The organism is Lysinibacillus sp. NPDC097287 (genome assembly GCF_044761695.1).
In the GTDB taxonomy this organism is placed as follows: Bacteria; Bacillota; Bacilli; order Bacillales_A; family Planococcaceae; genus Lysinibacillus.
Map to the genome: position 1 here is coordinate 49,783 of NZ_JBIWCX010000009.1, position 12,826 is coordinate 62,608.

The window sequence follows — 12,826 nt, forward strand, 5'->3', positions numbered from 1 at the left end:
AGCAGGAGATAAAAATGACAGGTCCAATATTAATTGTAGAAGATGAGGATATTTTAAGAGAAATTCTTAAAGATTATTTTCTGAATGCAGGTTATTCAGTTTTGGAAGCTATAGATGGAGAAGAGGCACTTAAAGTGTTTCAAGAAAATGAGCTTAGCTTAATCATATTAGATATTATGCTACCAAAATTAGATGGGTGGTCATTATGTCGCCGAATTAGAAAATCTTCAAATGTCCCGATTATTATGTTGACAGCTCGTACTGATGAAGATGATACGTTATTAGGCTTTGAATTAGGTGCAGATGATTATGTGACAAAACCATACAATCCACTCGTTTTATTAGCACGTGCCAAAAGATTATTACGTCAACGAGAACCGAAAAATGAAATGGTAGGTGACTATCTTGAAAGTGGTGGTATTCAAATTCATATGCCCTCTAGGACTGTCCAAGTAAATAAAAAAGAGATTGCACTAACGCATACAGAATATGAAATACTACTATATTTAATGGAGAATAAAGGGATTGTTATCACAAGGGAGCAGCTCATCACAAAAGTATGGGGTTATGAACATATCGGGGATGATCGAACGATTAATAGTCATATGAGAAACTTGCGAAATAAATTAGGGGACCATTCCACATGCATCAAAACAATTGTGCGAACAGGATATAAATTTGAGGATATACGATGAAAAGAGGAATTGTTCTTAAGTTGTTTTTACTCACTACAATGCTTTGTGTACTAATTTTGGCTACGATTTTTGTAGGGCAAACCATATTCTTCAAACAATTCTATGTGAATAAAAAAGTGGAGGATTTAGAATCAAATTTAACTGTATTTGAAAAAGAGTATCGAAAAAATAGTAATGACATATCTAAAATTCAGCAGCTTGAAAGAGATTTTGCTGAAGATAATAATGCATGGGTTACAATATTAGATCAGAATGGTCTTTTAAAACACGAAAATGATTTTTTTATGGAAGTTAATTTAAATGAATATTACCAAAAAGTATATAATATGAAAACAATTAAAATTCCTTTATATATGATTGATGAAGTTAAATCAGCTCAGCTATCAGAATCATTAGTGGAGAATAGTAATGTATATGTAATTGGCATGTTGACAGGGGCGCAATTAACTCCAATTGAGATTTTGGTAGAAGGAGTATTCAATAATGAAATACCGAATAGTAGGATAGATCCTTTAACATTCAAAAATGAAATGCTCTCTGAAAAAATTGGAGACTTAGACATCCTGTTAAAAGCAAAGGAACTAACTACAAAAAAATTAAATTTTGCTAGTATTGGTGGGCAAATCATTAATGTCCATTTTCCAGAAAGTAATGATTTATCCAATGTTATTTATTCTAATTCATTATTTTTAGAACAAATTAATGATTTTCAAAGTAAGTTATTACTAGATGAAGTTGATTATGATGATGACACTACCCAACTGGTTAATTATGAGCAAAACGATATTAAATACAATATTTTAATAAAGCCAATCAAACAGTCCGATGGAACGAAATCATATATTTTTTCAATGACTTCATTACAGCCTGTGGATGAAGCTGTGCAAATGATTGAAGAATATTATATATACATTGTTGCTTTTGTTTCTATATTGATATTGCTGGCATCCTTTTATTATTCGGTAAAAATTGCGAGGCCATTATTAAGGATTAATCGAACAACGGAGAAAATAGCGAATTTAGACTTCTCTGAGACAATTGCGGTTCATTCAAATGATGAAATTGGAGACTTATCAAGGAATATCAACTTACTGTCGAATAGGTTGAGTATGTATATTGAGCAGTTACAGCAAGACATTGAAAAAGAAAAAAAGCTAGAAAATACGCGGAAAGAATTCATCTCTGGTGTTTCACATGAATTAAAAACGCCTTTAAGTATTATGAAAAGCTGTATAACGATATTGAGAGGGAATGTAGCAAACCATAAGAAAGAGTATTATTTCGATGCATTGGAAAAAGAAGTCGATAAAATGGATTTAATGATTATCGATATGCTGGAATTAGCAAAGTATGAATCGGGTACGTATAAAATGCAAATGGATTCATTTTATATTCACATACTAATGGAAGAAATTTGTGAAAAATTAATGCCTGACATACAACAAAAACAATTGCAAGTTGAGACTCATTTATCACCGATAGAAGTAGTAGCCAACCAACGCCGTATCGAACAGGTTCTGACGAATTTTTTGACGAATGCTATTCGATATTCGCCTTCACAAGAAAGAATAATAATGGCGACAGAGGTGAAGGGGAAACTGGTGAAAATAAGTGTGGAGAATAAAGGTGCACATATTGAAGAAGAGCATTTAGAGAAAGTTTGGGATCGCTTTTATCGGATTGATGCTTCTAGACAAAGGTCAGGCGGAGGAACTGGCTTAGGACTGGCGATTTCCAAAAATATTTTAATGCTACATGGAGTAGAATATGGTGTTTGTAATACAGACAATGGCGTACAGTTCTATTTTTATTTGCAAATAAAAGAGTAAGTAAAACAGCTCATACGAACGGTTTAAGAAACCATTTGTATGAGCTGTTCTTTTTTATGGCGTTCCATGATTTCATGTTGCAAAAAATTCAATAATCCCATCAACGATTGATATGGCAGTTTTGTTTTGAAAATCTTTAGATACCATTCGAATTTCATCTTCCTTATTTGAAGTAAAGCCCAACTCTAATAATACTGCAGGAGCGGAATTGTTCTTTAAAACATAATAATCACTATCTCTAATTCCACGATTTTTAGCATTAATATTTTGCTTAAATATAGATGAATGCAGGAGTTTAGCTAATTTTTTGCTTTTTTTTTGCTGTGAACTGTAATGAGTAGTTATTCCGTTAACACTAGGATCAGTAAAAGCATCGTGATGAACACTTAGATACAGGTCAGGTGAAACATTATTTGAAATTTCAATTCTTCTGTGTAAAGCCTCTTTTTGATTATGGCCCAAATCTATATCTTTATCACGAGTTAGAATGACTGTTGCGGCTGTTCTTTCTTCAAGCTCCTGTTTAATATTTTGTGCTACTGTAAGATTCAATTCTTTTTCAATTGTTCCATAGGTTAGACCAGTTGTGCCAATATCAACTCCGCCGTGTCCAGGATCAATCATTATGGTTTTCCCTTTTAATAATTCGATGGTATTACTTTCTACTGTATTATTGTCAATTTCAATTGTCTTAGTATCTTTATTTTCGGCATTATATATTAGACAAACAAAGATCGCGCAAATAAGAGATGCTAAAAGGTATCTCCAACTATTTTTCTTCATTTTTTGTACTCTCCTAATCTATTTTGTTCAACTGATGAACCTATATTAAGATACCTAAGTAAAGATAAAGTGAAGACAAGATGAATATGAAATAAAACTCCTTCCTGATCGTGCTATATGTGAAAACATAGCTAGTTGAACCATTGAGAGAGTAAGGTTTTCGCGCACATTACAAATGAAAAGTTAAAGAACGGAGTCCGCTATATTCTTTAAATTAACTCGACACAATCTGCATTTTATCTTTATATTGCTCTATTAAACTGACCCTTATAAAGGAGAGGTTGAACTATATGAAAACATCACGAAAAACAATGAAGAAAAGTTGGATAATAAAAGGACTAATATTGATAGGAATAGTTCTAATTACTATTATTCTAATGTCCAATCTAAAAGAGAAATTTTATACACCACCTGTCAAAATTATTACAGAAGAACAAAGTAAACAAATGGCACCAAAACAAGAAAGTGAAATCATTAAAGAAGAGCCTAAAATAGAGAATACACCTATGAGCAAACCTTTAGGAAAAGTAGTTTACCTAACATTTGATGATGGGCCTAGTCAATTAACAGGGCAATTTTTAGATATATTAAAAGAACATGATGTAAAAGCAACTTTTTTCATGCAAGGCGTTCATTTACAGAATAAGAATTTTCATGAAAATGTCAAGCGAGCTACGAGTGAAGGGCATTATGTAGGCGCACATAGTATGACACACAATAGTAAACGTCTATACACGGACGGTCAATTTGTACAAGAAATGAATGAAACACTAGCTTTAATTCATGAGATTACAGGTACTAACCCTAAATTAGTTAGAGCACCATATGGTTCAGTTCCAGGCTTAAACAATGAACAACTTCGTAATCAAATTGCACAAGCGAATATGAAAGTATGGGATTGGACAATTGATTCTCTCGACTGGAAATTTAAAAATAACCCTTATCAAATTGTAGAAAATATAAAAAATGCAACCGTAAGAGATATTGAAGTAGTACTCATGCATGAAAAACACCAAACTCTACAAGTGCTACCAGAGATTATTTCGTTTTATAAGGAAAAAGGTTATAAGTTTGGCGTTTATAATGATTTTGTCCATTTCCCTTTAAATTTTCACAAAGATCAACGATTGTGAAAATAGGTATGTGATAAGTGCTATGTTTTACAGTGAAGTATAAATCATACCAAAATGGACAATTTATTTAGTGGAGGTGATTATTTTGTCTAAAGATAATCGAAACAAAAAAGGATTAGATCGAGAAGAATTTGGATTCGGATTCGACATTAGTGCCGATGATTTAGGTGTGATTGGAAAAAATAATCAAGCGAAAAAACAAAATACTAATGAAAACAAAGAAAAGCCTCAAAACAAAACTAATCCTGCAACACTAAATGAATAAGAATAAGCACTACGGTTAAACTTCCGTGGTGCTTATTTTTTGATAGTAGATATTTAGTTTGTTGTTGCTTTGTAAAGTGGTTTATCGACTTTGCGTTGAAGGAACCATATGAAGAAAATAACTACAGCAGCATACAGTAATAACCAAATATTTAGGAAACCATGAATGACCGCCATTCCAAGTAATCCCGCTGCAAGTACGTAATATACAAAAGGCAACCAGACGGTACGGATAATCAGACCTTCTTTACCGATTAGGCCAACTGTTGCAGAAGCAGCTACAATATTGTGTACACAAACAATATTACCTGCCGCACCACCAACTGCTTGAAGTGCAATTACCATTCCAGATTGCTCCATAGAGAGGCCAATATTTTGAGCTGTTCCAAATTGGAATAAAGAGAACATCATATTACTAAAGGTATTACTGCCTGCTATGAAAGCTCCAAGTGCGCCAATTGCGGGTGCTACAATTGGCCAGAAATCTCCGACTATCATTGAAACGGATTCAGCTAATACAAGTGGCATATTTTGTCCTACTAATGTTGTGGCTGTTTCTGCCACCCGATCTTCTGCTAAAACTGTATTTAAGAAAATTTTAATCATCGGTACTGCGAGTACTAATGCAACACCGGCTGAAATAGCTGTCTGTGCAGAATCTTTTACACCTGCCATAAAGTCTTTTATTCTCATACGATGAATTAAGATTGTTAATAATGCGGCAAGGATAAATAAGGTTCCCGGTAAAAATAAGGGTGTTGTAGTTACCGTAATGCCAGAATCGAACATATTTTCAAATTTAATTGCAAATCCTTTTAAGAACGCGCCAAGTGAATCAATCGTACGTGATGCAATTAAAAACAGCGCTAATAATACATATGGAATCCAAGCTACGACGATCGAGAATGAACGTTTACTATCCTCTGCAGGCACTGCTTGGTTATTCAATTTGCCAATCCAATCTGGCGCCCAGTTTTCTCTTGCCGGGAAATCAAAAATTTTCTCTTTGGGAGGCATAAAGTAACCTTTACTTACAACTGGAATAACGATACACAATGCTACAAGTCCACCTAATAATGATGGGAATTCTGGTCCTAAAAAGACCCCGATAAAATAATAAGGAATTGTAAATGAGAATGCAGCAAATAAAGCGAATTTCCAAATACCCAAACCTTCACGGAATGATTTATTTTCACCGAAGAATCTAGTTAATAAACAAGATAAAAAAATTGGAATAAGTGTACCAACAATCCCGTGGAATAAAACTACTTTACTCGTGATGAATAAAATGTATTCACTATATTCCATACCCATGGAAGTAAGCCCTTCCATAACAGAACTTTGGCCAGATATTCCAGTGTTAACACCAACAATAACCGGCGTACCAACAGCTCCAAACGATACTGGTGTACTTTGGATGATGAGCGCTACAACAACTGCAGCCATTGCTGGAAAGCCAATTGCCACTAATAATGGTGCAGCTACAACAGCAGGTGTACCAAAACCTGAAGCACCTTCAATAAATGATCCGAATAACCAAGCGATTAATATGGCTTGTACTCGACGATCTGGTGAAATCTTCGTAAAGCCATTACGAATCGTATGAATGGCCCCACTATGCTTGACTGTGTTTAACAGTAATACGGCTCCAAAAATAATAAATACTACTTCGAGTGCAGAAATAAGCCCACTAAATGCAGCCCCTGCGACAACATTGCCATCCGTCCCCCAAACGAATATAGCAATTAATGACGTGAACACCAATGTGATCAGCATAGCCCGACTTGCCGGCCAGTTAAGAATAACTAAAAAGAAAAATATAGACAGGATTGGCAGCAGTGCAATAATTGATAAAATCCATAAATTCACATTTTCTCCCCCTTTTAATCATTAGATGATTAGGTCGTCTGATGACCTGTATTTATTATATAATGATGAATTCTGAATTATCAATAAAATTATAAAAAACTATTAATATTTGGTATAATAGAAATGAGGTGCATAGAAAATTGAACTATAAAAAAATAACCCGCAAAAAGATATATGAAGAAGTTGCAGATATTATATTAGAAATGATTAAAAGTGGTCAGCTAAAGCCAGGTGATCAACTAGATTCTGTTCAAGAATTGGCGAATAATTTCCAAGTTGGCCGTTCTGCAATACGTGAAGCACTCACGTCTTTACGTGCAATGGGCTTAATTGAAATGCGACAAGGTGAGGGGACATTTGTTAAAACATTTACTCCAGAAAATCTAACTTATCCAATTCAAAATGCTATGCTAATGACGAAAAAAAATATTGAAGAATTATTAGAAGTTCGATTAATTTTAGAAGCGGCTATAGTCGCAAATGCTGCCAAAAAACGAACAATGGAAGATTTGGATGAGATGCGACTGCATTTAGAAAAGATGATAGCTCATACTGAAAACTCAGAGTTAGGGGAGCGTGAAGACTTAGCTTTTCATTTAGCTATTGCAAAAGCAGCGGACAATGTACTACTAAGTACATTAATGCAACATGTATCTGATTTAATGACAGAGGCTATGCGTGAGACACGACGAATTTGTTTATACGATGAGAAGCAAACCTTAGCTCAATTAAATGAACAACACCAATTAATTTATCGTCAAATTGAAGCACAAGATGTAGCTGCAGCTGAGCAGGCAATGAAGTCACATTTGCTATTTGTAGAAGATGTATTGGCAAAGCATATGAAAGAGGAAATTGATTGAACCTTTGAACTAGCACTATGGATAAAAGTATCCATAGTGTTTTTTTATGATGATGCCAGCGTTTACGTGGAAAAGGGAGAACTTATTTTGTTAGAATAGAAACAACTGTACTTGAAGGAGCGAAATGATTGAAAACTTTTACATACAAGCAACCAGCAGCTATTGAATCAACGGAAAAAGTAGAGGTTTTAAATGAGGAAGGCAAGGTGTCGTCCATTGTTCAACGTGTTTACTCAAATGCGTTGAAAAAGGTATTCGATCGTTCAATGGATTATCGTTATTTTGTACGTTATGATGCAACGTCTATAGATGGACGACCACTTTTTACGTGTAAAAAGGTGTCTCGTCGTGGTCGTGTACATTTTAAAGGAAAAGATTTAGTAACGGGGAAAGATTATATGATTGCCTATGATGGCTGGAAAATTATGATTCCTGATCTCATTATTATGGATGGTGAGCGTAAAATTATGTTGAATAAGGAAATGGAAGATTGGTCAGTTTTTAAAATAGATGAGCAGCCAATTGCCCGCTGGAAGGCGGTTTTCCGTGAGTCCCATTTTGACATTGAACTACAAATTGAGGACACAAGTCCCATTCAACAGGAATCATTTTTCATTGCGATTGGACAAGCCGTGTTATTTGTAGGGGCATAAAATCAGAGCATCTCTCTATTAGGGGATGCTTTTTTTGTTGGATGTCGATAAATTCGGAAATGTGGGCAATAAATATAAAAAGTTGGGCGATAAACCCTGCGAGATAGGCGATAAATCTCAAAACATGACCGATAACAAAAATAGACCCTCAACATTCGAGGGTCTAAGTGAATATTACATATCGACGATTTCATTTGCTAGGTTTTTACGGCTAATCCAGTAACCTTGTAATGCGAAAACAACGAGTGTTGCGATTAAAAAGATCATACTAGTGATGCCTAAGGTGAAGAAATCATAGAATATTGTTGCACCATCGTCAATAAAGCCAAGCATTCTTGTTAAAAGGAGCCCAAGGAAAGTACCTACAGTCAGTCCATAAAGTACAAATGATAATACTTGCGTCAAAATGAGTTTCATTAAACCATTTGGCGAAAGCCCAATCAATCGTTGAATCGCATAATCACCTCGTTTTGCGTAAACCGAGTGAAGTAGTGTTTGTAAAACGCCTAGACAAGTAGCAGCAATTAAAATGACAAATACACCAACAAATAGACTCCAACGTTGGAAGGTCGCTTCATTATTCTGTTCAATAATTGTCGCTTTATCGCTAATTTTTAGCGCAGGCCATCGTTCTTCTAAGTAAGCAAGCTCCGCCAAAGCCAGCTCTGTATCCTCAGCTTCAACCATAATATCAGATATAAAAGGTGAATCTAAAGTTACTAGGAAAGACGACCAATCTACATAAAAATCAATATTAAAATAATGATTAGGAGAGATGCCAATAATTTGTACTTCACCAATTGGTAGCGTTTGTTGAAGGGGTACATCATATGTACCAGCCTTTAACGTATCCCCAATAGATAAGTGATGTTCCTTTGCAAAGCGTTCAGTGATGATTAGCCCATTTTCTAAACTACCGTTAACAGTATCTATCTTACCTAACTCTACGTATTTTTCGACATCTATAGCTTCATAATTATTGCCGTACCAACTATTGTTAATGTCCAGTTCTAACATAGGGTAGTTGCTTTTTGCGTACGCATAGGAAACGCTTGGTAAAGTTTCAATTTCTTCTATTAATTGTAGTGTAATTGTAGGGTCATTTAATTCATTTGTAATTTTAATAGATGTTTCATATTGAGCATTTAAATAATCATTTTGGCCATGTTGTCCAGTTTTAAATAAAGAACTACCGAATATTAAAATAATCATTAACCCAATAATACTAAGCACAATCGGCATATTTTTACGTACTTGTGGCATCAGTTGCTGGCATGAAAGAAATGCCTCTTTACCGAAAGCTTTACGAATTGGTTTTAGTGAAATATTTAGTATTGTAGAAAACAGATACGGCATCAGGTAAAGTAACACGCCGCAAGTAAGGAGTGTACCGATGAGAATCATCAGTGCATTTTGTCCACTTCCATCATCCACTGCTAGGGCATTCAAAAATATTAATAGAGCTATAACAGAGACGCCACTCACAGCAACAGTTTTCCATTTAGCCCATTGTAGGCTTAAGTTTTCATTATCGCTTGCGATTTGTAATGGCAAAAGTCGAGAGCTTTTTTGTACTTGCCATTGGGTAATGAGTTGTAGCAGTATAAAACTGACAGCCGCAATGATGATAACGAATACAAATGGAAGTTCAGTTTTAGCACTAGGCAATTTCATCATGCTAATAAGGTGTGGCAGCCATAATTTAATGACCACTAAACTGACTGACGTACCAAGTAGCACGCCAAAACTAACAATGAGTGATAATTGTAATTGTACGATACGACTTACTTGTTTATTTGTGGCGCCAAGTGCTCGCAACACCATAAGTTGTTCTTTAATCTTGTAGAATAATAACTGGAATGTTGACATCAATAAGACACTTGAAATCAGTAAAATGAACACAGAAAGGACAATCATAAAAATCATTAATGCTTGTAAATTTCTTTTATAGAAATCATATTCACTCGCCACATCCACACGTATTGTTTCATCTAATTGTTTAATTTCCATGCCAACAGAAGTCGCGACATTCTTCTCTGTTGTAATAAGCGTATACATACCTGCTGTTTGCTCATTACTATAATCCATCCACGTTTTCAACACATCATTTTGCAGAAGAATGAAATTTGGGCTTTCGGTGCCTTTAATAGGTGGGAGAATTTCCTGTATGATAAATTCACCTATATCCGCTTCAATCGAATCGCCGAGGGATTTATTGAACGTTATTTGCAGTGTATCTCCGACTTCTTTATTGAATAGGCGTGCGACATTTTCAGTGATCACGACGTCGGTTGGTGCTAGATTAACGGAAAAATGATAGCGGCTTTTCACAAGGTCATCGTTTTCTACACCGGCTGTATAAAATGTAGTGTTTACCTCATTTTCAACAATTGTATGCGTAAGTGAGACACTTGAAACTTGGGTAACACCTGCTAAAGACTTGAAATTCTCGATTTGCTCATTCGTCAGTAGCTTGTTTTGCTCTGGATTGTAGCCGACCATTAAATCCATTTCCCCAAATAGCGCTTGAATCTCTTCCTTCATTTGCGTATTAGCATTCCAAATGTATACACTCATAGTCATCACTAAGCAAATCGAAATGGTAATAATGCTAATACTGGTGAGGACATTTGTCCATGCTGCACGAAAGAGCTTGAGTGCAATGGTACGCATTGAAAACATTAGTAATCACCCCTAGTAATTAACTTGAACTTGGTTAATATACAATCTAAATCCTCGGCTGTATGATTATTTTGATAGGAGTCGACAATCGCTCCATCATGGAAGAACAATACACGATTTGCATAGGTAGCAACATATGGGTCGTGGGTTACGAGTAATATCGTTTGATTCATATTTTTTTGTAACTGGACTAATAATTGCAAAATATCATCCGTTGTATTGACGTCGAGTGCGCCAGTTGGCTCATCTGCCAGTAAAATAGGGGGATTGGCAATGATGGCTCGAGCAATAGCAACACGTTGTTGTTGTCCACCAGAGAGTTCATTTGGCCGATGCTTACGCCAAGCAGCAATGTTTAATTGCTCCATAATTTGCTGTACACGTACTTTAATCTCTTTACTTGGCAAATCATTTAAAATTAGCGGTAGAGCAATATTGTCTTCAACGGAAAGATCTTTTAGCAGATGGAATGATTGAAACACAAAGCCGATATTTTCTTTTCTGAATTTCGAAGCATTCGGTTCCTTATAAACGTCATGCGCTCTTTTTCCAAATAAAAATAGTGCGCCTTCCGTTGGCTCATCAATGGCACTAATCATATTAAGTAGGGTACTCTTCCCAGAACCACTCGTTCCCATAATAGCAACCATTTCACCTTGATAAATTGTACAGTGAATATTTTTCAAAGCATTCACTGTATGATTTTTTTGCTGGAATACTTTTGACATACCCTCCACACGCAGTACTTCTGTAAGTCGCCTTTCTGGAATTGGAATCGCGTCAATGACTTCTTTCAGCGGATTGAACCCATTCATCTACATATGCCCCCTTTAATTGTTGTCGTAACGTTTGTAAGCCCCTGCGAATATGTGTCTTTACCGTACCTTCTGGACATTGCAAAATTGTAGAAATTTGCTTGACGGAGTAATCTTGATAAAAACGTAATAATAGCACGGTCTTGTATTTTTCTTCTAACTGGCAAAGTGCCTGCCATAAATCTAGTTCTTCTTCGATATAAGAAGGTGATGTACTGTTGACATCTTCGAGCGTGTGGGGTTCTACAAGATGGACAACTTTTCTTTTCGCTATGTATGTTTTACAGCAGTTAATAATAATTCGAGTAAGCCAGGTAGAGAAAAAGTGTGGCTCTTTTAATTGAGGTAAACCTTCATACGCGCGTATGATCGTCTGCTGAAACACTTCAACTGCATCATTTTCGTTTTGCACATAGACATAAGCCATGCGATACAATTTATGCTGCTCTTGTTCGATGAGCTGATAAAATGCATCTTCATCCCCATTTTTAGCTAACTCAACAAGAGTGATTTGTTTAGTTGTAATGAAAAACGCCTCCCATCCGACCATTAGACTCTGCAATCGACCATTTCGATTCAAGTTTTTTAATTTTTTTATTTTAATAGAAAAAGAGGTTTGGATGACTAATTAGATCCAAACCATCTGTATCCTATTTTTTTTGTTCAGTTGAATAATCCATAGAGTTAGCGATGTCGACCAAGATTTCAGGGGATACCTTATCTGAAACCTGTTTATTAATACATAACATATATTGCCAATCATCATTCTCAAATGCAAGTGCATTAAAATCGGAAAACGTCATATAGGTAGATGTAGTACCATTTTTTAATGTAAATGTGCCTAAGATATCTTCCTTCTTTATAGAAACTTTATATTTAATAGGTCGAATATCAATTTTATAATGATGTTCGGAAAATTGATCACTAATGAACTTCACTTCAAATGAGTCGTTGTTTTCTCCATCCAAATCATTTAACCTACCAAAATGATGTGTAAAGCTTATTGGTGGTACACGAAGTGGGAGTATTAGTTTTTGTTGAAAGTGTTGTTCAAAATCATCCGCTGCTGCTTCCACGGTTTTATAGCCAATTTTAGTGTATATTTCTTCAAAAGGGCGCGGCTCATCGTTAGCCATTGCATAGACCGTCAAGAACAACAAGCAAAAAATAACCAAGAAAAGAGAAATCGTTTTGTTCATATTGAATACCTCCAAATATATTTGGAAGTATTTTTCCCAAC

At 35.2% G+C, this 12,826-nt stretch carries 12 protein-coding genes; 6 read left to right on the forward strand and 6 right to left on the reverse strand.

What is annotated here, in order from left to right:
* The first annotated feature begins 14 nt into the window (after positions 1-14).
* The gene (locus tag ACIQ2D_RS13775) at positions 15-695 is read left to right on the forward strand and encodes a response regulator transcription factor (protein WP_402864917.1); all 681 of its coding nucleotides are present in this window, start codon (positions 15-17) and stop codon (positions 693-695) included.
* Positions 692-2,524, forward strand: coding sequence for a sensor histidine kinase (locus ACIQ2D_RS13780; protein WP_402864919.1), 1,833 nt, complete (start codon positions 692-694; stop codon positions 2,522-2,524). Before ACIQ2D_RS13775 ends, ACIQ2D_RS13780 begins: the two co-directional genes overlap by 4 nt.
* A 72-nt stretch (positions 2,525-2,596) precedes the next feature.
* On the opposite strand, the gene ACIQ2D_RS13785 is transcribed toward ACIQ2D_RS13780, so the two are convergent.
* Positions 2,597-3,307: an N-acetylmuramoyl-L-alanine amidase family protein gene (locus ACIQ2D_RS13785; RefSeq protein ID WP_402864921.1), complete on the reverse strand. Its 711-nt coding sequence runs from the start codon at positions 3,305-3,307 to the stop codon at positions 2,597-2,599.
* 290 nt (positions 3,308-3,597) lie between these two features.
* On the opposite strand from ACIQ2D_RS13785, the gene ACIQ2D_RS13790 reads away from it, so the two are divergent.
* Both ACIQ2D_RS13790 and ACIQ2D_RS13795 read left to right on the forward strand, forming a co-directional pair.
* Positions 3,598-4,440, forward strand: a complete 843-nt coding sequence (locus tag ACIQ2D_RS13790; RefSeq protein WP_402864923.1) for a polysaccharide deacetylase family protein — start codon at positions 3,598-3,600, stop codon at positions 4,438-4,440.
* Between the two features lie 85 nt (positions 4,441-4,525).
* Positions 4,526-4,705: a hypothetical protein gene (locus ACIQ2D_RS13795; protein ID WP_402864925.1), complete on the forward strand. Its 180-nt coding sequence runs from the start codon at positions 4,526-4,528 to the stop codon at positions 4,703-4,705.
* Between the two features lie 53 nt (positions 4,706-4,758).
* Here ACIQ2D_RS13795 and ACIQ2D_RS13800 read toward each other — a convergent pair whose 3' ends face one another.
* Positions 4,759-6,573, reverse strand: coding sequence for an L-lactate permease (locus tag ACIQ2D_RS13800; protein WP_402864927.1), 1,815 nt, complete (start codon positions 6,571-6,573; stop codon positions 4,759-4,761).
* A 140-nt stretch (positions 6,574-6,713) separates the two neighbouring features.
* On the opposite strand from ACIQ2D_RS13800, the gene ACIQ2D_RS13805 reads away from it, so the two are divergent.
* Positions 6,714-7,436, forward strand: coding sequence for a FadR/GntR family transcriptional regulator (locus tag ACIQ2D_RS13805; RefSeq protein WP_402864929.1), 723 nt, complete (start codon positions 6,714-6,716; stop codon positions 7,434-7,436).
* 128 nt (positions 7,437-7,564) lie between these two features.
* Positions 7,565-8,089: a tubby C-terminal domain-like protein gene (locus ACIQ2D_RS13810; protein WP_402864931.1), complete on the forward strand. Its 525-nt coding sequence runs from the start codon at positions 7,565-7,567 to the stop codon at positions 8,087-8,089.
* A 174-nt stretch (positions 8,090-8,263) separates the two neighbouring features.
* Here ACIQ2D_RS13810 and ACIQ2D_RS13815 read toward each other — a convergent pair whose 3' ends face one another.
* From ACIQ2D_RS13815 to ACIQ2D_RS13830, 4 genes are all read right to left on the reverse strand, one after another.
* Positions 8,264-10,771, reverse strand: coding sequence for an ABC transporter permease (locus tag ACIQ2D_RS13815; RefSeq protein ID WP_402864933.1), 2,508 nt, complete (start codon positions 10,769-10,771; stop codon positions 8,264-8,266).
* On the reverse strand, positions 10,771-11,499 hold the full coding sequence (locus tag ACIQ2D_RS13820) for an ABC transporter ATP-binding protein (RefSeq protein ID WP_402865112.1): 729 nt from the start codon (positions 11,497-11,499) through the stop codon (positions 10,771-10,773). Before ACIQ2D_RS13820 ends, ACIQ2D_RS13815 begins: the two co-directional genes overlap by 1 nt.
* Positions 11,500-11,551: 52 nt before the next feature.
* Positions 11,552-12,136 carry a sigma-70 family RNA polymerase sigma factor gene (locus ACIQ2D_RS13825; protein ID WP_402864935.1) on the reverse strand — a complete coding sequence of 195 codons (585 nt, stop codon included), beginning with the start codon at positions 12,134-12,136 and terminating at the stop codon, positions 11,552-11,554.
* A gap of 100 nt (positions 12,137-12,236) precedes the next feature.
* Positions 12,237-12,785 (reverse strand): hypothetical protein, encoded by a 549-nt coding sequence (locus tag ACIQ2D_RS13830; RefSeq protein ID WP_402864937.1) that lies wholly within the window; start codon positions 12,783-12,785, stop codon positions 12,237-12,239.
* Positions 12,786-12,826 lie beyond the last annotated feature (41 nt).